Genomic DNA, 21090 nt, shown 5'->3' with positions numbered 1-21090 from the left:
GGCTTACGCCATAGTGTCCGTCTGGTGTTGTAACACTCTGCATGGTCACGGAAAAATGATCTTAATTGGATGGTGCCATGCTCCATGCCCAGAACATGGGCATGCAGGGTCGAACAAAAAAGGCCCGGCGGAAGGCCGGGCCAGTAACAGGGTTTATGCGCCCTGTCAGTTCAGGGTCATCAGGCTGGCGTTGCCGCCTGCCGCGGTTGTGTTGATGCTGCGTGACTGCTCCTCCAGCACCGCCTCAATCGAAGGCAGGCCACTGCCCGTAATATAGGCCGATACAATGGGGCCGTTCCCGGTGCTGAGTAGAGCACGTGTTGCGCAAAATGCGCTGTTGTCCTCCTCACTCAGGAGAATGCTGCACGCAACGGACTGGGCTGAGGAGACAGGGCGGACAAACTGCCCGATGGATGCGGGCAGGCTGGCAATGGCGGCAAGGAGTGTGGCGTCGGCCATAATGGCCGCAGTGTTGCCCCCTGCCAGCGCGAGCGAAATCTGGTCATACAGGCCAGACTTGGTCTGGGCCATGCACAGCACGGTGCCACGGGCACCCAGCCTGTACAGGTTCTGCTCACCAACCGGGCCGGGCAGGGTGATCTGCCCGTTGACAACCGGCTGGCTGGCAAGGGTATGGGCGCGTTGGGCGGCCTCGCTCTCGCCCTGTGTGCGCAGCCAGTCGGTCCAGCCTGCCATGGCCAGTGGAGTGCTGCCCCGTACAATCTGTGCCAGCGGCGGCACCTGCGCTAGGAGGCGGCGCAGAATAAGCGGGCCACCAGCCTTTGGTCCTGTGCCAGACAGGCCACGCCCGCCAAAGGGCTGCACGCCCACAACCGCGCCAATGGTGTTGCGGTTCACATACAGGTTGCCAGCATGCACATGCTCCAGAACGTTCTGTACGGTGGTGTCCAGACGTGTGTGCAGGCCAAAGGTCAGGCCGTAGCCGGTTGCGTTAATATCCTTCAGCACTGTGGCCAGTTGCGCACGCGGATAGCGCAGAACATGCAGGACCGGGCCAAACACCTCCTGCCCGACCTCCTGAATGGACATGACCTCAATCAGCGTTGGCGGCACAAAGCTGCCGTTGGCGCAGCTGTCTGGCAGAGGCAGGGCATGCACCGGCGCATTTTTGCTACGGAATGCCTGAATATGCGCTGTAATGCCAGCCGCTGCCTCGGGGGTGATAACCGGGCCCACATCAGTTGCCAGTATGGACGGGTTGCCCAGCCGCAGCTCGGCCATGGCCCCACGGAGCATGGCCAGAACATGGTCTGCGCAATCATCCTGCACGCATAGGATGCGTAGTGCGGAGCAGCGCTGGCCTGCACTATCAAAAGCCGAGGCCAGCACATCGGCCACAACCTGTTCAGCCAGCGCGGACGAATCCACGATCATGGCGTTCTGCCCCCCGGTTTCGGCCACAAAGGGGACTGGCTGGCCCGTAGCTGTCCGGCGGTCCTGGAGCTGGCGGTTGATAAGCTGGGCCACGGCTGTGGAACCGGTAAACATGACCCCCATAATTCGCGCATCACCAACCAGAGCTGCCCCCACATCGCCCTCGCCGGGTAGCAGGTGCAGCGCGGTGGCGGGCACGCCCGCTTCATGCAGGATGTTGACGGCTACGGCTGCGATCAGGGGTGTTTCTTCCGCCGGCTTGGCAATAACCGCGTTGCCTGCGGCCAGTGCTGCGGCAATCTGGCCGATAAAGATGGCGAGCGGGAAGTTCCACGGGCTGATACACGCCACAACACCAAGGGGGATGTGGGTGGTGTTGGTAAAGTCGCGGCGGATGGTGGCTGCGTAATAGCGCAGGAAGTCCACAGCCTCGCGGATTTCGGCCACGGCATTGGGCAGGGATTTGCCCGCCTCGCGGCAGATCAGGGCCATAAGGGCGGGGTGGCGTTCTTCCAGCAGGTCGGCGGCGCGGAGCAGGCAGTCCGCCCGTGCGGCGGGGGAGGTGCTGGCCCAGTCTGGCTGCCCCTGCTGCGCTTGCTCTGCCGCCAGTGTTACGGTCTCGGGTGTTGCGTAGGTCACGTGGCCAACCACATCACGCCGGTCGGCAGGGTTGGTGACCGGGCGTGCCGTGCTCTGCACTGGTGCGCCCGGAACAATGGGGGCAGCCGTCCACTGTTGTGGTGCGGAGGCCATGCCCGCGGCCAGAGAGTCCAGAACACTGTCATCGGCCAGATCAAGCCCGGCGGAGTTCTGGCGTTCTGGTGCAAACAGGTCAAGCGGCTTGCGGATTTCGGTATGGGGTGCACCAAAAGGCGTGTAGCGTTGGGCCGATGTTACGGGGTTTTCAATCAGCGAGGAAATGGCAATGGCATTATCCCCGATCTGGTTGACAAAGGATGAGTTGGCGCCGTTTTCCAGCAGGCGGCGCACCAGATAGGCCAGCAGGGTTTCATGCGTGCCAACAGGTGCGTAAATGCGTGCGGGGCGGTTGAACTTGTCTGCCCCGACGACCTGACGGTACAGGGGCTCGCCCATGCCATGCAGGCACTGGAATTCGTAAGACCCGATCTCGTATTCCTGCCCTGCCAGCGTGTAGATGGTGGAGAGGGTGCGCGCATTATGCGTGGCAAACTGTGGAAAAATCACATCCCGTGCGTCCAGCAGTTTACGGGCACAGGCAATGTAGCTGATATCCGTGTGGCACTTGCGGGTATAAACGGGATAATCCGTCATGCCCTCAACCTGCGCCTTTTTAATTTCGCTATCCCAGTAAGCGCCTTTTACAAGGCGGACCATAATGCGGCGGCTTGTGCGCCGTGCGAGGTCAATAATGTAATCCAGCACAAACGGGGCGCGTTTGCCGTAAGCCTGCACAACAAAGCCAATGCCGTTCCAGCCTTCCAGCCCCGGTGTGGCGCACAGGGCCTCCAGCAGGTCGAGTGACAGGTCAAGGCGCTCGCTTTCTTCGGCGTCAATGTTAATGCCAATGTCATACTGGCGGGCCAGCAGGGTGAGTTCTTGCACAATGGGCAGCAACTCGCCCATAACCCGTGCATGCTGGGCGCGGGCGTAGCGTGGGTGCAGGGCGGAAAGCTTGATGGAAATGCCGGGCCGCTCGTAAACATTGGCCCCCTGAGCGCTGCGGCCGATCACGTTAATGGCGTTAATATAGTCCTGCCGGTAACGCTGGGCGTCTGCTGCGGTGTAGGCGGCCTCGCCCAGCATGTCGTAGGAATAGGAAAAGCCGATATCTTCGAGCTTTTTGCTGTTCTTGCGGGCCTGCTCAATGGTCTGGCCCAGCACGAACTGTTCGCCCATCAGGCGCATGGCCGCATCGACTGCCTTGCGGATAACGGGGCGGGTGCTCCGTTCCACAAAACCCATAAGGGCGCCACTCAGGGTTTTGTCATTATGTTCGGCGACAACACGGCCTGTCAGGGCCAGCCCCCATGCAGCGGCGTTGGCAAACAGTGGTTTGCCCCGCCCGGCGTGGGCAAGCCAGTCACTCTCCCCGATCTTGTCCTGAATAAGCGCATCGCGGGTTGCCATGTCGGGAATACGCAGCAGGGCTTCTGCCAGACACATGAGTGCCACACCCTCGGCGGAGGACAGGGCAAATTCCTGCACCAGTGTTTCCACCAGTCCGGGGTTGCGCTGGTTGCGCAGGGTCTGGGCCAGTTGGGTGGCCATGTCCGCCACGGCACGGTCCTGTGCTGGGCTCAGGGTGGCGGCGGGGGCCAGAGCGTCCATGCATGTCTGCTCGGGGCGGCGGATGGCTTGGATAATGGCTTTGCGCAGCGGGGTACGGGATGCGAAGTCAGGAGCAAATGTATTGGTGGAGGACATGGCGTTGTTCATCCGGATCAGCCGCCAAACCATGGTCCTGCGTTCATGCAGGTTGGTTTTGGCTTCATAATGATTTTTTCGCTCTGACACGATAATATACGATTTGCAACAACATATATTATAATATCAGCCGTGCGATGGAACGCCCTTGAGTAAGCCCCTGTAAATTATGGTTTTTTAAGCGCTGAAAATGCTTAGCAGACAGTCAGGCCAGCGTGCCTGCGTCGGAAGACCTCGACCGAGATTCTGGATGCTTCCAAAATATGTACACGGGTCAGGCGTGCACACAGGTCGGCATCACGGTTGCGGCAGGCGTCCAGAATAGCCTTGTGCTCGTCGTGGGTTATCTCCGCGCGGCCTTCAATAATCAGATGGCCGCGTATGTAGCGGTCCAGTCTGGTGTTCAGGTCGGCGATCATTTCCAGCAGGCGGGGGCGGGAGGCCGCCGCGTAAATGGAATGGTGGAAAGCACGGTTGAGCGCTCCGGAGCGGACCATCCCCTGTGGTCCTTCCACGCCTGCTACAAAGGCCTCGTAGGCGTCTTCCACACGGGCAAAGTCCACGCGGCTCATGTTGCGCACCCCTTCGGCTGCGGCCTGCTCCTCCAGCATTGCGCGGATCTGGGAGTATTCCAGAATATCGGCTTCATCCAGCCCGATCACCAGCGCGCCCTTGTTGGGCATGAACGCGACCAGCCCTTCCGCCTCCAGGTGCTTCAGCGCCTCACGCACGGGAATGATGCTGACCCCAAACCCCGCAGCAAGTTCTGACTGAGGCAGGGCGCGCCCCGCAGGCAACAGGTCTTCCAGAATAGCCTTGCGCAGGGCGGTACAGATATTTTCCGACGCGGTGCCGTGTGGCGCGGTCTCAACACTCATAAAAAGGCTGGCAGGTAGCATGTTGGTCATAAGCTCCCGCTTAAATTGTTACGGACTCGTTAAGGTTGTTATAGGATGGAAGGCCCAACTGTTCAATCGGCCAGCCTGTTTGTGGCCCGCTTGCAGAGGGCTGCGCATGGGCCAGAGCGGTGTGTAGCGTTATATCACCTGATCGTGATTGCGGGAGGGCAGGGGGATGCAAATCCATGTCCGGCGTAAGTGATGGTGCCTGTAAACGGCTGTGCGGGTCTGCTGGAACAGGGCTGTAAAGCTGGGGGCGGGGGCTCCATGCGCACGGTAGGGCGGGTGGCTGGAGTTACAGAAGACAAAGATAATATCGTAATGTTTCAACACCCTATGTTTGTACGGTGCTGGCTGTGCGGGCGTTTGCAGTCTGTTTGCACAGGCGTGTTGGGGGGCATGTTGGCGTGCGGTTACGTTGGTGTGTTTTTGTTATGACAGTCCTTCTATTCCCCCATATGGACAAGGCTGTGGTCTGCCATGTTTTTTGTGCGCGTGGGGGCTGCTTGATCTTTGCGGGGGTTACGGGGCAGTTTGGCGCATATTCCGTTTGGGAGATTCTGAATGAAACTGTTTGCCGTGCGTGCCCTGTCGGCGCTAGCCCTTACCACGTCCGTGCTGGCATCCGTGCCCGTACTTGCTCATGCCGAGGACCAGACCCTCAATATGCCGGTTATTCGCGGGGGAGATACGTCTCTTCTCTCCACCGTGGACCCATCGGGGTATGTGGCCTCCGTTGACCCGAAGGAAAATGCAGGTCTGCTGAACTACTGCGTGCAGAATGAATACGTCCCTGATTATGACGATGCCTTCCGCACGTTGCAGGAATACAACAAGAAGACCAACGCGGTCTCCGATGGTGCTGACGGCAACATGTTCTATGCCATCGGTTCTGCTGGCCAGATTCGTGTGAACGACCATACGTACACCGTGGCAATGGCAACCCTGCCGCTGCGCCAGAAGACCTGCAAGGCTGTTCTGGAACGTGCCAAGGCTGCTCTGTAATACAGAGGCTGGCCCTTATTTCCGCGCCGACCGGATTTAAGGCTGAGGCGTAAAACGGCATCATGGAAAAGGCTGGTCACGTACGTGACCAGCCTTTTTTTATGCGCGATCTGGCACATTTGTGCATGGGGGAGATGGACGCACCTTTCCTCGGGCCGCGCGATATGGTCAAAGACCATCTGGTTCGGGTGCAAAATAAGAACGTAAATGAAAGGACCAGTCCAAGTGGAAAACAGTGTTCCCTGCACAATGGAGACAGGCGTCTCCGATCGCTATGTTGAGCAAGTGCAGCGCGCGCAACGTGACCCGGAAGCTTTCTGGCTGTCGCAGGCGCGCCGACTGGTCTGGCATAAAGCGCCTTCCCACGCCTCCCGCTCCGATTTTGGGGGGGATGTGCGTGTTGCATGGTATGAGGATGGGCAGCTCAATGTTGCCCAGAACTGCCTTGACCGGCACGTTCTGACCCAGCCCGACAAACCCGCCCTGATCTGGGAAGGGCAGGAGGATGGGCAAAGGCTGGTCCTGACTTACCGCGAACTGCACGCTCAGGTCTGCCGTCTGGCCAATACGCTGCGCAGGCTGGGTGTGGGCAGGGGCGACCGCGTGGCCATCCATCTGCCCATGGTGGCGGAGGGTGTGGTCTCCATGCTGGCCTGCGCGCGTATTGGCGCAATCCATGTTGTGCTGTTTGGCGGCTTTTCGGCCGAGGGGCTGGCCGAGCGGCTGGTGGACAGTGGTGCTGTTGTGGTGATTACGGCAGATGTGGCCCGCCGTGGCGCCAAGGCCATTCCCAGCAAGGTGACCATGGACGAGGCACTGCTGGCCTGCGGGGAGTCCAGCCATGTGCGGCATGTGCTGGTGGTGCCTGTAACCGGCACGGATGTTCCCATGCAGCCGGGTCGGGACCTGTCCTACGCTGCTGAGGTAGCTATGGAAATACCCGACTGCCCGCCCGAGGTCATGGATGCGTGCGACCCGTTGTTCCTGATGTACACCTCTGGCAGTACGGGGCGGCCCAAAGGCGTTGTGCATAGCACAGGCGGGTATCTGGTCTGGGCGTCCTATACGCATGAGCTGGTGTTTGCTGCCCAGCCGGGGGATGTGTTCTGGTGCACGGCGGATACAAGCTGGATTACCGGGCACACTTATGTTGTGTACGGCCCGCTGTGTAATGGCGCGACAATCCTGATCTACGAGGGTCTGCCCTCATGGCCCCAGCCGGGCCGCTGGTGGGATGTAATCGACCGTAACAATGTGAGTGTTTTTTACACCTCTCCCACCGTGGTGCGTGCGGCCATGCGTGAGGATGCGGACGTGGTGCGCAGCCGCTCGCTGAGCAGCCTGCGGGTGCTGGGTACTGTGGGAGAGCCAATCAGCCTGAAGCGTGGCAGTGGTTCCATGATGAGGTGGGCAAGGCCTGCTGCCCTGTAGTGGATACATGGTGGCAGACCGAAACAGGCGGCGTCATGCTCACGGCCAGCGCCGGACAGGTCCCGGGCCGACCGGGTGCTGCGGGCCTGCCATTGCCGGGGGTTGATGCCGTGCTGGTGGATGCCCAGAGCCAGACAGTGGTCGAAGGCGCAGGCGATGGTCTTTTGTGCATGGCCCGCTCATGGCCCGGTCAGGCCATGACCTTGTGGCGCGACCATGAGCGTTTCCGTCAGACCTATTTTACGACATGCCCGGGCCGTTACTTCTCGGGGGATGGCGCACGCCGGGAGGCGGACGGGTATTTCTGGATTACTGGCCGCGTGGATGACGTGGTCAATGTCTCCGGCCACCGTATTGGCACGGCGGAAATAGAAGATGCCGTGGCAACGGATGCAGAGGTGGTGGAAAGTGCAGCCGTTGGCGTGCCGCATGACCTGAAGGGGCAGGGGCTGGTTGTGTTCGTGGTGCCCCGTACCGAGGGGAGTCTGGACCCTGCTGCGGTGCGCCGCGCCATTGCCGAAGGCGTGGGCCGCTATGCGGTGCCCGAGCAGATTTACGTTGTGCGTGACCTGCCCAAAACCCGCTCTGGCAAAATTGTCCGCCGTCTGCTGCGCAAGATTGCAGCGCACGACCTGAGCAATCTGGGTGATCTTTCCACCTTGTCTGACCCAGATATTGTGGAGGACATTATTGCTCAGGTGGCTGCTCAGGCCTGAGTATGGGGGCGTTGTGGCGCGTTGGCCTGTGCCTGCGCGCCCGTGCCTAGTTATCCTGCCCGGGTAAGGGTGTGCTGACAAAAGCAAAGCGCGGTGTGCCATCTACACATTGCTGCCACATGCTCAGGGGGCGTACCCAGTAGGTTCCCTGAGCGTCGCACCTGTAGGTAACCAGCCATTCCTCTGTCTCGCTGTGGCGTCCTACGCACAGGAGTGTGTACAGTCCTCCCTTGTAATGGCGGTACAGGCCGGGCTTGGGGTGCTGGGGGTTATTTGGGCTTGTCTGTTCGGACATGCTTGGGGTCTACTCCAGTTTGGAACGTCTGGTTCGGATAAAACACAGGGAATGTGCGCTTGAAGCATCGTGTGGGGTTGTATTGCGTGTTGGCGGGGTTGTCTGCCCTGTCCAGCGGTGTTTCCGCTCATGCGGGGGCGCATGGTGCAAAATCTGCGGCGCACGGGCGGGGGGAGGTCGTTGCCCTGACGGACCAGCGCGGTAGCACGCTGGACAGTGCCGCACGGGAGTTGAATGCGGACGATCTGGCCGCCGCTGCCCGGCATAACGACAAACCTCTGGTGCTGGTGGGGTCTGCTCCACTGTCGACCAATGGCAAGAACACGGGGCTTTTTGTTCAGGTGCAGGCTGCCAGCCTGTGCGGCTCCGCAGGCTGCTCCACCGATGTGTACCTCCAGCGTGGTGGTGCATGGACCAAGGTGCTGGATTCTGTCAGCGGGCCTGTGGAGTTACTGCCCACAAGCCACGGAGGGTACAGGGATATTCTGGTCGATGGGTCGGATCGATGGGTGTGGAAGAACAACACCTATGTGGACACGCTGGCAGCGCAGGATGTGCCTGACCTTAAGTCCTCCGTGCGGGAGCATCAGGCGCATATGGGCGAGCAAGCCCACGGCTGGCGTTAAACGGCCATGGCACAGAATGATGGTAGCATCCGCCTGACCTTGCTCAAAACAGGAGCGACAGTAGGCTGAGTGCCCTGCTGGTTCTGCTGCTACGGTGGATTCTGGGCTTTCTTCCCCGACTGGATGCCATGACCGGAGGACACGTAGGGGGCGATGTACTGCGCTTTCTGGCCTCTAACGGGCAGGCGCAGGCGCAGCAGACAGTCTCCATTGTCATGATCGTCGTGTGTTTTGTGCTTGCGGTTCTGGTGGTGCATGGCACCGAGCGCCTGCTACGGCGCAGGCACAACCGCAGGTAGAAGTTGCCGAGTGGTCCCACCTCCCCCCCGCAAGGTTTAGGATAATATGGTGCTAGGTAAGGGAGATACGCCCTGAAGGGCAGCCTCCTGCGACCAGAAAAACGTCAGTTCGTGCTTGTTGTGGGCCAGGTGGGCCAGTGCCCCACCGGGTATGGCCTCAAAAGCTGCTACGGTTTCGTGGTCGGTTTCGCCTTGGAATTTGACTGTCAGCACAATGTTTTTGGTCTGTCCTGCCTCAATCCATGCACGGGTCAGGCGTAGCAGGCGCTGGGGGTAGGCAATAATATCGGAAAAAACCCAGTCAGCCGCAGGGAGCAGCTTGGGGTCCAGCCCAAACGCGCTGGCTTGTTCAAAGCTGACACCGGGCATGGCGGCAACTGATGGAGCAAGGGGCGCACGGTCAAATGCAGTGACCTCTGCACCAAGGCTTGCCAGCGCCCATGTCCAGCCGCCCGGTGTGGCCCCCAGATCGTAGCATCGCTCCCCTGCCACGGGCCACCGGCCCAGACGGGTGCAGGCCTCCCACAGTTTAAGGTAAGCGCGGGAGGGAGGGTCTGTCCGGTTTTCCACAAACTCGGGCGCGCCATTGACAAACGGACTGGTTTTGGTGGCTGAGAACAGCAGGGTAGATGTGTCTAGCAGGGTCCATGCCCCCAGCGGACTGGTCGGTGCCGGGGTAGGGAACACCAGAGGAGCCGCTTTGACCGGGGGCAGCTTTTGCACGATCAGCCCGGCCCGGCGGAAGTTGTCCGCCGCATACAGGCTCCAGTTCCGCTGGATGGCGCGCAGCGTGTCCGACGCATTGCGGATGGAGGTAATGCCCGCACGTTGTGGCGCGGTCCATATGTCCAGCGCCCATGGGGAATAGACAGGGCGTTGGGTGGAAAGGGCCAGCATGCCATGCCAGTCCATAATTTCCACACCACGGAGCAGCAGATCTTCTTGCAGGACGTGCTTTAGCCCGTCTGCGGCAAGCCATGCGCCCTGTATGGAGGTGCTCATGCCCGGAGCACCCAGCCCGCAGCCAGAACCAGCCACGAAAGAATGAGTATGCTGCCGCCAATAGGGGCAATATGGCTACCGTGGATGCCAGTAAAGGCCGTGTTGTAGACGCCCGCACAGAACATGATGGTCCCTACCAGCGCCCCGCAGCCGCCCAGAAGCAGCAGGCGGCTGGTGCGCTCGCGCAACCCCAGACCAAGGGCAAGCAGGGCAATGCCCTGCCACATCTGCATGTCCATGGCGCTGCGTGCCATGACCCGCCCGCCTTCGGCAAAGTGGGGGTCTGGCAGATGTGCGGTCAAAGCGCCCATAATAGTTCCCGTGGCAATAAGAAGCGCACCACAGATCCGCCACAGACGTGTAAGAAAAGGTCCAGTCAGCATAATGGCGTGTATAGGCGCGTCTGCTGCAAACGGGAATAGTGCAGACGGCTGGTGCTTCAATTTTAGTGCTGGAAACGCCGGGAGCCATGGTGCGTTTGCATCAGGTAATCCAGAGCCGGGGGGATTCGGGGTATGAGCATACGGATTGATAAAGTTGTCACGCGTGGCGGGGATGGCGGGCAGACATCTCTTGGGGATGGTACGCGCGTTGCCAAGGATCAGGCCCGTGTGGAGGTACTTGGAACACTTGATGAGATCAATGCCCTTGTAGGGCTTGTGCAGGCCCACACGCCAGCCGGGGATGACGTGGTGCACCAGTTGACCATGGTGCAGAACCTGCTGTTCGATATGGGGGCGGATATCTGCCTGCCAGAGGATGGCCCCATGGCCGAACGCGCACACCGCGTGGAAGAGGCTGCCCTGCTGGTGATTGAGAGCAGGCTGGAGGAGCTCAGGAGCCGCCAGTCACCGCTTGCGGGGTTTGTGTTGCCCGGTGGTTCCGTGGCTGCGGCATGGGCGCACCTGACCCGCACGCAGGTCCGCAGGGCCGAGCGCCGCATGGTGGCCCTGTCACGGCAGGAGCGGGTGAACCCTGTTCTGCTTAAAATACTGAACAGATTATCTGATTACTTTTTTGTGCTGGCCCGTCACTTCAACCATGATGGTCAGAGCGATGTTGTGTGGCAACCCGTGCCAAAAGGCGAAAAATAGCCAAAACCCACACAACCCCTTGGAAAAAGGGGGGGCGTGTGGTATCTATAGCTACAGCAGACATTGCCTGTTACGGTAATGTGTAAAATACCCTGCTGCCGGTGCTGCGGCCATATCTCTGTTTTTATTCTGTCGTCTGGTTGTAAAGCATTTGCCTAGCATCTGTTTTGCCCCGATGTATAAAAACACACTTGGTTTTCTGGCAGCTTTTAAACAGACCATAAAATATCTGAAACGTGACATCTGAATTCATGAATACATCATCTTTTCTGTCTTCCCCCGTAGCAGACAGGGATAATGAGGAAGGGCTTGAAGAAGCTCCATGCGCAACGCTCTTGAGCGCCTTGGACATTCTGCCCGTTCCCGCCAGCCCGCCCCTGCGCCTCAGCCTCGTACTACAGCCGAAAACGCCAATAACAAGCGCCGTCGCTTTGTGCGGGACGGAGAAGTGCAGGTGGAAAAACACTCGCTTGCACGCACAACACCACGCACCGTGGCCCTGCCGCGTGTGGCAGGATCCTCCCGCGCTGTGCATTTTAATGAAGAGGACAATAGCGAGCTTACCCGCCTGCGCCGCCATCTGGCAGAAGAAAAACTGAAGGTGGAAGACAGCGAGCGCCAGTTGGCTGACCTTCAGGCTGCCCAGCGTGGGTTGACCACCCGCATTGGCCACGCAGATGCGCTGATTGCCGAACAGAAGGGCAAGTTGGCCGAGCGTGAGGCGGAGCTGGCTCAGGCCGGGCGCGAAATCCGCGCTGGCCGCCGCCAGATGGAGGCGCTGGAAGCAGAAGTGGCAGACCTGCGCCGCCAGCTGGAAGCCAAACCCCGTGGTCGCCCCCGCAAGGAACTGGACGTGGTTGAGGATGCTGCCGCCGAGGCAGAACCCCAGCCCGTTAAATGGTGGAAAGACTGAGCCCCCAGAACGTATGGCTTGGGGATCCCGCACATGATCGGTAAAACCGCAACACCCGCACTTGCCTTTCTGGTTCTGGATGTCGTGGTTGGGGTGGCATGCATGCTCCTGCCACCGGTGGTCATGGGCTTTGTTGGCCTGCTGCGGGATGTGTTTGGCGTACTTGTGTTGCCATTCAGCTTTCTGTTCGGGCTGGCAGGCTGGTCCTCCGACCTTTCTACCCTCTCCAGTGTGCAGGATGGTCTGGCACCACAAGCGGGTGGCTACCCGCTTTACGCCATTATGGCGGCAGTATTGCTGGGCGTTGGGGGGGTATGCTCCGTTCTGGCCTGCAACACACCTAACGGGGCGCGGGTAGAGCGGGTTGTGGCCCCCATTCTGACCGGCCTTGCCATAATTATGGCCGGGTGGGACCCGGGGCTTATTGTCCTGCCAGCGTTTATTTTGCAAATACTGTGTTTTTGGCGTCCAACTTTGGCATTTTCTGCTCGCGGATAATAAACCCCGCATCTGTATTTGGGCAGTATTGTTCCAGATGCAGGCTGGTCTGGCCGGACGCAGTTAACTGCGCCCGGCCAGTGCCATGGTGTGCTCAGGCGGGCGGAAGCACCTTGCCCGGGTTCATCAGGTTCTGCGGGTCAATGGCGGCTTTAATCTGGCGCATGGTCTGTAGTTCGGCCCCACCCCGCCAGGACGGCATCATGTAGGTTTTGAGCTGCCCCACGCCATGCTCGGCCGAAAAAGACCCACCCAGTTTGCGCACAATGGCTGCTACCGTATCCATCATGGCATGGTCCTGTGCCAAAAACGCGGCTGGGTCGGCTCCTTCGGGCTGCACAAGATTGAAGTGAATATTGCCATCACCAATATGGCCAAAGGGTGCCACCCGAATACCCGGAATCAGCGCCTCGCAGGCCTTGGTGGCATCTGCAATAAACTCCGGTATGGCAGCCAGTGGGACGGAAACATCGTTTTTGACCGATGCTCCAGCACGTTTCTGGGCTTCGGCGTGTTCCTCACGGATCATCCACAGGCTCTGGCGCTGGCTTTCACTCTCAGCCAGTACGGCGTCTGTTACCAAGCCGTCTTCCAGTGCGCTGCCCAGAATATCTTCCATAAGGCTGCGCAGGCTGTCATCCGCGCGGGGGCTAGCCAGTTCCACCAGAACATAGGCGGGGGCCGGGGCTTCCAGCGGTAGGCTGGCACCATCAATTAGGCTGTTGACCAATGCCATGGACGTGCCGGACATGAACTCGAACGCATGAATAGCGGATGGGTCCTGCTTGCGGAATGCGGCAAACAGATTGAGCGCGCCCTGCGGGTTTTCTACCGCGCATAGCGCAGTCTCGCGCGAGCGGGGGGCAGGCTGGAGCTGGATAACGGCCTGCGTAATCAGGCCCAGCGTCCCCTCCGAGCCGACCAGCAACTGGCGCAGGGCATAGCCTGTATTGTCCTTGCGCAGCTTGCGCATCAGATCAAGTACACTGCCGTCGGGCAGAACTGCTTCCAGCCCAAGGGCCAGCTCACGCGCATTGCCGTAGCGCACGGTGTTGTTGCCGCCTGCGTTGGTGGCCAGAATGCCGCCAATGTCGGCCGAACCTTCGGACGAGATGGAAAGCGGGAGCAAAAGCCCCTGTGCACTTGCGGCATCCTGTGCGGCTTTAAGGGTGACCCCTGCATCCACAGTCATGGTCAGGTCCGCATGGTCAATGCTGTGGATCTGGTTCATGCGGGTGGTGGAAATAACAACGGCAAGCCCGCTCGAATCCGGGGTGGCCCCCCCAACCATGCTGGTGTTACCCCCCTGCGGCACCATGGGCACCTTATGCGCATGGCACAGGGCAACGGCCTGTGCACATTCCGCTGTATTGGCCGGGCGCAGGACAGCCGCACATCTGCCGTGGTAGAGGGCGCGCCAGTCCACGCAGAACGCTTCCGTATCCGCCGGGTCGGTCAGTACGCCTGATGGGCCAAGGATCTGCACCAGCGCATCATGTAGGGGCGGGGGAAGGGGCGTTTTGTGTCATGGCTCTGGTTTTCCCTGCAAAAGCACAAAAGACAAGGGGAGGGCAGTCTGCTCCGCCCTTCAGTAAAGGTAGCGGATGTTATCGGCCAGGGTATGGGCGGGAATGGGCGTTGGCCACAGGGCATGAACCGCCTGTGAGCCCGCAACCCCTACCAGCAGGCCGACAAGCAGGCTGATGACAATGGTGAGCGGTTTTTTCTGGCGCTTGCTGGACTGAAGCGTCGCCAGATGGGTCTGGAGTTCGGCGCGCGACTTCTGGGTCAGGTAGAGTTCGGATTTCAGTGTTTCATTCTGCGAGTGGGCAACCCGCAGGTTGCGGTCCAGCCGGGTAATGCTGTCGGCCATTTCGCGCAGTTGTACGCGGTATTGGTCTGGCATGTCCGTTGTTTTGGACTTGCTGGCCGAAGCGCGCGTACCAGTCTGGCGGGTTGTGGTGCGGGCCTTCGAAGGGTTGACCGCAATGGTCTGGAACAGGTTTTTGAGTGCGCCGCCGGTTGTACTGTTCTTGCGCGCCCGGTTGCGCAGGGCCTGCAGGGCCGTATCCGACTGGCCGGGATGGTCTTCAAGCACCAGAGCCAGAATGTCTGACAGGATCTTGAGTTCTTTGGGGTCAATCTCGCTCATGGTGCGGCGTCTTCCACGCCGTCTTGCGGGCGGGGGGCGGCGGCACGGTTCAGGCGGTCCTGTATGGCGCGGCCCAGACCATGCTGGGGTATGGGGCTGACGGCAATCCGCTCCAGCCCAAGAGCCCGGCCCTGATGGTCCAATGTGCGTAGGCCAGTAAACAGTCTGGCCGCGGCCTCTTCCAGATTGCCATTTTCACTCAGGTTCCACACCAGAGGTGCCTCGGTGGGGCGGGGGGCACCAAATGCCAGCAGGGCCTCGTCCGCCTGTGCGTGCAGGGCGTTGAGTCGTACTGGCAGATGGGGGGCGTAATGCGAGATCAGGCGACCGGGAGAATGGGGGAGCACATCACTGCTGGTCTGCGGCAGGCGGATATGGGGGCAGATGGCCTGCAACTCTTCCAGCGTCACACCACCGGGCCGGAGCAGACAGGGGGCCTGTGGGTCGGTCAGGTCCACCACAGTACTTTCCACCCCGACCATGCAGGGGCCACTGTCCAGCACTGCGTCTATGCGGCCTTCCAGCTCCTCCAGCACATGGGCGGCATCTACCGGGCTGATGCGGCCCGAGCGGTTGGCTGAGGGTGCGGCTATGGGACGGTCCACCTGCTCCAGCAATGCACGGGCCGTAGCATTGGCGGGTACGCGCACCGCAAGGCTGGAAAGACCATCTGCTGCCAGATCGCTGATGCAGCATGCCGGTGCGCGGGGCAGGATGAGTGTGAGTGGACCCGGCCAGAATGCCTGCGCCAGCCTGTGGGCCATGGCATTGGGCACAACCTGCGTAAAAGCGGCCTGTGCATGGGCAAAGTGGCTGATAAGCGGGTTGAAGCGGGGCCGGTTCTTGGCCTCGAAAATACGGGCAACGGCCTGCGGCTGACTTGCATCTGCTCCAAGCCGTAAACTGTTTCCGTGCCAAACGCCACAAGGCCCCCAGCACGGAGAATGCTGGCGGCTGCGGCAATGCCGCTTGGAGTGGCATCCAGACGTCTGGTCATGGTCTTCTCATGGCAACAGGGTGCAATCCGTAGGCCGATCGGTGGGGCAGGCAATGTTTTGGCAACAGGCAAACCCTGCGTAAAGGGGCTACGGGTGGACTGCGCTGGTCATAGTGTTCCGGTACAGACAAATGGCGGATTTTTCCAGCCCGTTTTACCATAAACAAGGGGCGTCCCGTCCAGCAGTGTAATGTGTCCGCCAGCGGCTTCTACAATGGCCTGCGGGGCGGCTGTATCCCACTCCATGGTCGGGCCGAGGCGGGGGTACAGATCGACCAGCCCTTCTGCCACACGGGCAAATTTTACGGCTGAACCGATGTTGCCAGATGTGCAATTTTTTTGCTGTTCAGGTATTCGGCCAGACGTGTGTCATCCGCATGATGGCGGGATGCCAGAACACTCAGCCCTTCCTGCGGGGCCGTGCGGACATGAATGGCCTGCACGCCGTTTTTGTCCTCGCGGTATGCACCAAGGCCCACGCCCCCGGTGTAAAGCTGGTGGTAGGCGGGCAGGGCCATAGCCCCCAGTGCCGCGCGGCCATTGCGCACAAGCCCGATATTAACGGTAAAGTCGTCACGTCCTGCCGCAAACTCACGCGTGCCGTCCAGCGGGTCGACCAGCCAGTAGGCCGGGGTTGCGTAGGCTTGCAGGCCCGCAGCCACTTCTTCTTCCGCAATAACGGGAATGTCGGGTGTGGCCGCACGCAGGCCCCGCAGAATATGCGCTTCCGCTGCGTGGTCCGCCTCCGTTACGGGGGAGGAGTCGGTTTTGGTCACAGTCTCAAACCCCCGCGCGCGAATGGTGCGGATGATTTCGGCGGCTTCGTTGGCCAGTCTGGCGGCAAGGGCCAGCAGGTCTGTATCTGCAAAGGTGCTCATGCGCCTAGCATACGCCAGCTTGGGGCCGCCGTCATGCCCTGCTGGTGCGGTGTTGGTGTTTATCATGCAATCGGGTCGCTCAGGGGGCGTGGCTATTGCCAAGACGGGGTGGGGGACTTAGGCAGAAAAGATGTGGTTTTCAGGGAGATCGGTCAGAACCATGCTACAGATTTCATTTTCCACCCACACACAGCCCACGGCTGGCGCGCTGGCTATTCTGGTGCCCGAAGGAGACGCGCAGTCTGCGGCTTTTCAGGCGTTTGACGCGGCAACACATGGTGCACTTGGCCGTGCCGCCAAGGCCGAGGGGTTTAAGGGCAAGGATGGCACAAGCTGTGTTGTGCTCGCTCCATCGGATAGTTTTGAGCGCATTGTGCTTGTCGGGATCGGCAAGGCGGACGACGTGGATGCATGGGCGGCCGAAAAGGCAGGCGGACTTGCCGCGTCCCTGCTGGGGCGGGCTCCCAAGGCTGCGCTGGCCGTAGGTGCACTGTCCGGCGTGCTTGCGGCACATGTCGCGCTGGGTGCTGTTCTGGGGGCTTATCATTTTGGCCTGTACCAGACCGAGGACAAGGACGATAAAAAGCGTGCTCTGGCCGAACTGAGCGTGCTGAGCGCGCACAGTGCCGAGGCGCAGGAGGTTTGGCCCTCCCTGCTGGCCGTTGCGCGCGGCGTTGTGCTGACGCGCGACCTTGTAAGCGAGCCAGCCAATGTACTGTCCCCGGTTGAATTTGCCGAGCGGGCGACAACCCTGCGCGCCCATGGGGTCGAGGTTGAGGTGCTGGACCGCGCTGCCATGACTGCGCTGGGCTTTGGTGCGCTGCTGGGTGTGGCACAGGGGAGTGCCAACGAACCGCGCACGGTTGTCATGCGCTGGAACGGCGGCAAGGAAGGGGACGCCCCGATTGCCTTTATTGGCAAGGGCGTCACCTTTGATTCGGGTGGTATCTCCATCAAACCCGCCGCTGGCATGGAAGACATGAAGTGGGACATGGCCGGGGCCGCAACGGTAACCGGGCTTATGGCGTCACTTGCATTGCGCAAGGCTGCGGTTAACGCTGTTGGTGTGGTGGGTCTGGTCGAGAACATGGTCTCCGGCACGGCCCAGCGTCCGGGGGATGTGGTGCGCAGTGCCTCTGGCCAGACTATTGAGGTGCTGAACACGGATGCCGAAGGTCGTCTGGTTCTGGCAGATGTGCTCTGGTATGCGCGTGACCGTTTTGCCCCCCGGCTTATGGTCGATCTGGCAACCTTGACGGGGGCCATTATTGTGGGTCTTGGCCACGAATATGCGGGTCTGTTCTCCAATGATGATGCGCTGGCCGTGGGGTTGGCCGATGCCGGGGCGTTTACAGGGGAAAAACTGTGGCGCATGCCCTTGGGCAAGGAATATGACGCCCTGCTGAAGTCTGATATCGCAGATATGCAGAACATCAGCGGTGGTCGTGCTGGCGGTTCCATTACTGCGGCACAGTTCCTCAAGCGGTTTGTGGGTGAAACCGCATGGGCACATCTGGACATTGCCGGGGTTGCATGGGCCTCCAAGGCCAAGAATGGTCAGCCCAAAGGCGCTACCGGCTTTGGCGTACGTCTGCTTGACCGGTTTGTGCGTAACGGGTTTGAGCAGGGCTGACGCCCGGCCAGACCTTTGCCTGCCCGGTTGTTCGGCCAGGCATTTTTTATTCTGCTTTTATTGCCGGGGCTAGCGGGCGCGCTTCCAGCCCCTGTCCTCCTGCCGCCAGTAGGCCAACTCGTGCCCGGCTTTGTGTGCCTGTGCCCACCGCTCCCGCGCAGCGGCTACGGCGGTCTCATCATGCCCGTCAAACAGATCGAATATCCGCTCAAAACGGGTGGGGTCCGTGCACTGCCTGTTCTGCGTCAGAAAAAGAAAGCGGGCCTCGTTGGGGCAATCCTCCCCGGTACTGAGCCAGACAGGTTGCAGGTCGGGGCAGGCTATGCCCGCACTGCCATGGGGGAGCCATCTGGGCGTTGCAACCTGCCAGAGTGTTTTGTCCAGTTCTTCCAGCAAGGGTTTGTCGGCACACCAGACCACAGCCTTTTGCCCACTGTCCAGCGTGCGGGTCAGCAACTGTGGCAGGGCTTCGCTCAGGCTGGTGCGGGTCAGGTGGTAAAAGCCGATCTGGGTCATATATCAACCATAACAGTTTTGCCCTGAGGTGGAACAAAGCAGGGAGCAGGCCTGTTTTATGCTGTCTGATGGTGCAAGGACACAAGGAGTTAAAACGGTCATGACCAGAACCATATCCCTGCCAGATGGAACATGCCTGCCAGCACTGGGCGTGGGCACATGGAACATGGGCGATTCCACAGCCCGCAGGGAGGAGGAGATAGCAAGCCTGCGCTACGCCGTGGAGCAGGGTGTGCAGGTGCTGGACACAGCGGAAATGTACGGCAATGGCCGCTCGGAACATCTGGTGGGGGAGGCCATAGCCCCCCTGCGTAAACAGGTTTTTCTGGTCAGCAAGGTTCTGCCCAGCAATGCATCGGCCAAGGGGGTTGCACAGAGCTGCCGCCAGTCACTCCGGCATTTGGGAACAGACAGGCTGGACCTGTATCTGCTGCACTGGCGTGGCAACGTACCGCTGAGCGAGACGGTGGAGGCCTTCCGCACCCTCCAGCAGGAGGGGCTGATCCGCTACTGGGGAGTCTCCAATTTTGATACCGATGACATGCGCGACCTTGAGCGCTGCATCCACCCCGGTGAATGCGTGGCCAATCAGATACTCTACAGTCTGGAGCATCGGGGCGTGGAGTATGACCTGCTCACCGCAGACAGGCAGCGCCGGGTTGTAAGCATGGCTTATTCTCCCATTGGTCAGGGTGGTGCGCTGCTCCACAACCCGGTGCTGGGGCGGGTGGCGGCGCGCCATACCACATCGTTGGGGGTGGCAACGCCCGCACAGGTGGCGCTGGCCTGGGTGTTGCGCCAGCCCAATATGCTGGCCATTCCCAAGGCGGGAACGGTTGCGCACATGCGGCTTAATCTGGCCGCGCAGGAACTTGTGCTCAGTGCGCAGGATTTGGCGGAACTGGACGGCGCTTTTGCTCCCCCCCGGCGCAAGGAGCCACTGGCCATGATTTGAGCAGAAGCACGGATCCCATATGCCAGTGTGTTCGTGCAATCTGTCGTCTGCGGCTGAGTGCTGGTTATGGCACAAGCCTCAGTCTTAAGGCTAGGCCTTGTACCCGTTATTGCGTCGACCTTAATGGAAGCCCCCATCCTCGGACAGGGGGCGGAGGCCCACGTGTATGCTTAGCGTCTGGGGGTGCGTGTTGCGCAGGATGGCCAGTGTGGCCTCACTCCCAGGTTTGGCTGCGGCTATGGAGCGGATCATGGCGCGGGCGGTATACACATGCTCCCCGTTCAGCATGGTAATAATGTCTCCCTTGCGCAGCCCACCACGGGCTGCCGGGCTGTCACGGTCTACCTCGGTGACTTTTGCGCCGTTATGGAGGGTAATGTCGTCCAATGTCGCACCCAGCCAACCCCGGTCTATGTGCCCGGTCTGGCGCAGGGTCTCCACAATGGGGATGACAATTTCGGACGGAATGGAAAATCCCAGCCCCACCGACCTCCGGTGGGGGAGACAATGGCGGTGTTAAGAGCCACAACCTGCCCGGCAAGGTTAAAGGTTGGGCCGCCGGAGTTGCCGGGGTTTATAGGCGCATCAAGTTGCAGAAAATCATCAAATGGGCTCGCACCAATATCGCGCCCGCGGGCAGACACAATGCCAGCCGTCACGGATGAGCCCAGACCAAACGGGTTGCCTGCCGCCATGATCCAGTCGCCCACCTGCACCTGTCTGCTGTCCCCCCATTCCACATAGGGCAGGGGCTGGGGCTGATGATCTTGATAACCGCAATATCAGTCAGCGGGTCCATGCCCACCAGTGTTGCGGTAAACTCCTTCCCGCTGGCAAGGGACACGGTAATGGTGTCCGCATCCTCCACGACGTGACCATTGGTCACAATAACGCCGCTGGGATCGATTAAAAAACCTGACCCTGCTTCCAGCAGTTCATCCCCATGATGGCGCATGCGCTCGCGGTAGCGCCGCTCCAGTGGTGTGCCTTTGACCGAGGATGGCAGTCTATGGTGGCTGTCGGCCGCAGAATCATCACGTGTAACGGCAATATTGACCACGGCAGGAACAACCTTGCGCACAAGTGGGGCAAAGCTGACTGGTCCGGTTGTAACAAGGGGTGCTGCCGGGGTGGAGGAGGAAGGCGTATCGGCCCATGCGGCACCCGTGCCGTAGAGCGGCGCACAGCACAGGTAGGCCAGCGCCATAGAGGGCAGGCCGTGGAGCAATCTGTTCATCAAATGTGGTGCCATGGAGCCAAGCATATAAACTTTAGGCCATGTTTGGCGGGCTTGTGCAACCTTGTGCTGTGCAGGGGTGCGTTTGGGCGTGCTTTTTAAGTCTTTGGCGTGGCTAAAACCCTGCGGCAAGTCGTCCAACA

Annotated in this window: 16 protein-coding genes and 4 pseudogenes; 9 read left to right on the top strand and 11 right to left on the bottom strand. The window is 60.5% G+C overall.

Features of this window, described 5'->3' with window-relative positions:
• Positions 1–165: 165 nt before the first annotated feature.
• Positions 166–3891: a bifunctional proline dehydrogenase/L-glutamate gamma-semialdehyde dehydrogenase PutA gene (gene putA, locus JCM25146_RS07690; RefSeq protein ID WP_025827080.1), complete on the bottom strand. Its 3726-nt coding sequence runs from the start codon at positions 3889–3891 to the stop codon at positions 166–168.
• A gap of 104 nt (positions 3892–3995) precedes the next feature.
• Positions 3996–4700 carry a GntR family transcriptional regulator gene (locus JCM25146_RS07685; protein ID WP_025827078.1) on the bottom strand — a complete coding sequence of 235 codons (705 nt, stop codon included), beginning with the start codon at positions 4698–4700 and terminating at the stop codon, positions 3996–3998.
• Between the two features lie 564 nt (positions 4701–5264).
• Between JCM25146_RS07685 and JCM25146_RS07675 the strand changes: the two genes are divergently transcribed.
• Entirely contained in the window at positions 5265–5705 is a 441-nt protein-coding gene (locus tag JCM25146_RS07675; RefSeq protein WP_025827074.1) for a hypothetical protein, read from the top strand.
• A 249-nt stretch (positions 5706–5954) separates the two neighbouring features.
• Positions 5955–7852, top strand: a pseudogene (gene acs / locus JCM25146_RS18030) (acetate--CoA ligase).
• A gap of 46 nt (positions 7853–7898) precedes the next feature.
• Here the strand turns inward: acs and JCM25146_RS07665 are convergent.
• A complete protein-coding gene (locus JCM25146_RS07665) occupies positions 7899–8147 on the bottom strand; it encodes a DUF1653 domain-containing protein (RefSeq protein WP_025827072.1) in 249 nt (82 codons plus the stop codon).
• 59 nt (positions 8148–8206) lie between these two features.
• Between JCM25146_RS07665 and JCM25146_RS07660 the strand changes: the two genes are divergently transcribed.
• Together JCM25146_RS07660 and JCM25146_RS22420 are read left to right on the top strand one after the other, a co-directional pair.
• A complete protein-coding gene (locus JCM25146_RS07660; protein WP_051544119.1) occupies positions 8207–8773 on the top strand; it encodes a hypothetical protein in 567 nt (188 codons plus the stop codon).
• 128 nt (positions 8774–8901) lie between these two features.
• Positions 8902–9072 carry a hypothetical protein gene (locus JCM25146_RS22420; protein ID WP_159101970.1) on the top strand — a complete coding sequence of 57 codons (171 nt, stop codon included), beginning with the start codon at positions 8902–8904 and terminating at the stop codon, positions 9070–9072.
• 36 nt (positions 9073–9108) lie between these two features.
• Here JCM25146_RS22420 and JCM25146_RS07650 read toward each other — a convergent pair whose 3' ends face one another.
• Both JCM25146_RS07650 and JCM25146_RS07645 read right to left on the bottom strand, forming a co-directional pair.
• On the bottom strand, positions 9109–10074 hold the full coding sequence (locus tag JCM25146_RS07650; protein WP_025827068.1) for an SAM-dependent methyltransferase: 966 nt from the start codon (positions 10072–10074) through the stop codon (positions 9109–9111).
• Entirely contained in the window at positions 10071–10385 is a 315-nt protein-coding gene (locus JCM25146_RS07645) for a DUF423 domain-containing protein (RefSeq protein ID WP_242400992.1), read from the bottom strand. Before JCM25146_RS07645 ends, JCM25146_RS07650 begins: the two co-directional genes overlap by 4 nt.
• Positions 10386–10589: 204 nt before the next feature.
• On the opposite strand from JCM25146_RS07645, the gene JCM25146_RS07640 reads away from it, so the two are divergent.
• The 3 genes from JCM25146_RS07640 to JCM25146_RS07625 all read left to right on the top strand — a co-directional run bounded on the left by JCM25146_RS07640 (position 10590) and on the right by JCM25146_RS07625 (position 12579).
• Positions 10590–11168 carry a cob(I)yrinic acid a,c-diamide adenosyltransferase gene (locus JCM25146_RS07640; protein ID WP_025827064.1) on the top strand — a complete coding sequence of 193 codons (579 nt, stop codon included), beginning with the start codon at positions 10590–10592 and terminating at the stop codon, positions 11166–11168.
• Between the two features lie 322 nt (positions 11169–11490).
• Complete coding sequence (locus JCM25146_RS18020) at positions 11491–12081, top strand: hypothetical protein (RefSeq protein ID WP_242400991.1); 591 nt, start codon at positions 11491–11493, stop codon at positions 12079–12081.
• Positions 12082–12114: 33 nt separating this feature from the next.
• A complete protein-coding gene (locus JCM25146_RS07625) occupies positions 12115–12579 on the top strand; it encodes a hypothetical protein (RefSeq protein ID WP_025827062.1) in 465 nt (154 codons plus the stop codon).
• A gap of 94 nt (positions 12580–12673) precedes the next feature.
• Here JCM25146_RS07625 and JCM25146_RS07620 read toward each other — a convergent pair whose 3' ends face one another.
• From JCM25146_RS07620 to cysQ, 4 genes and pseudogenes are all read right to left on the bottom strand, one after another.
• Complete coding sequence (locus JCM25146_RS07620) at positions 12674–14068, bottom strand: FAD-binding oxidoreductase (protein ID WP_035372194.1); 1395 nt, start codon at positions 14066–14068, stop codon at positions 12674–12676.
• Positions 14069–14167: 99 nt separating this feature from the next.
• Positions 14168–14731, bottom strand: a complete 564-nt coding sequence (locus JCM25146_RS07615) for a hypothetical protein (RefSeq protein ID WP_025827059.1) — start codon at positions 14729–14731, stop codon at positions 14168–14170.
• Positions 14728–15728 (bottom strand): annotated as a pseudogene (locus JCM25146_RS18015) (L-threonylcarbamoyladenylate synthase). Before JCM25146_RS18015 ends, JCM25146_RS07615 begins: the two are co-directional and overlap by 4 nt.
• Before the next feature lie 108 nt (positions 15729–15836).
• Positions 15837–16606 (bottom strand): annotated as a pseudogene (cysQ, locus tag JCM25146_RS18010) (3'(2'),5'-bisphosphate nucleotidase CysQ).
• 160 nt (positions 16607–16766) lie between these two features.
• Between cysQ and JCM25146_RS07600 the strand changes: the two are divergent.
• Positions 16767–18239 (top strand): leucyl aminopeptidase, encoded by a 1473-nt coding sequence (locus JCM25146_RS07600; protein WP_025827057.1) that lies wholly within the window; start codon positions 16767–16769, stop codon positions 18237–18239.
• Positions 18240–18308: 69 nt separating this feature from the next.
• Here JCM25146_RS07600 and JCM25146_RS07595 read toward each other — a convergent pair whose 3' ends face one another.
• Positions 18309–18755, bottom strand: a complete 447-nt coding sequence (locus JCM25146_RS07595; protein WP_025827055.1) for a DNA polymerase III subunit chi — start codon at positions 18753–18755, stop codon at positions 18309–18311.
• Positions 18756–18855: 100 nt separating this feature from the next.
• On the opposite strand from JCM25146_RS07595, the gene JCM25146_RS07590 reads away from it, so the two are divergent.
• Positions 18856–19710 (top strand): aldo/keto reductase, encoded by an 855-nt coding sequence (locus tag JCM25146_RS07590; protein WP_025827053.1) that lies wholly within the window; start codon positions 18856–18858, stop codon positions 19708–19710.
• Positions 19711–19830: 120 nt separating this feature from the next.
• Here JCM25146_RS07590 and JCM25146_RS18005 read toward each other — a convergent pair.
• Positions 19831–20947 (bottom strand): annotated as a pseudogene (locus JCM25146_RS18005) (S1C family serine protease).
• Between the last annotated feature and the right edge of the window lie 143 nt (positions 20948–21090).

Source organism: Acetobacter okinawensis JCM 25146, assembly GCF_000613865.1.
GTDB lineage: Bacteria > Pseudomonadota > Alphaproteobacteria > Acetobacterales > Acetobacteraceae > Acetobacter > Acetobacter okinawensis.
The sequence above is the reverse complement of the archived record's forward strand: the minus strand, read 5'-3'. Positions and strand labels throughout refer to the sequence as shown.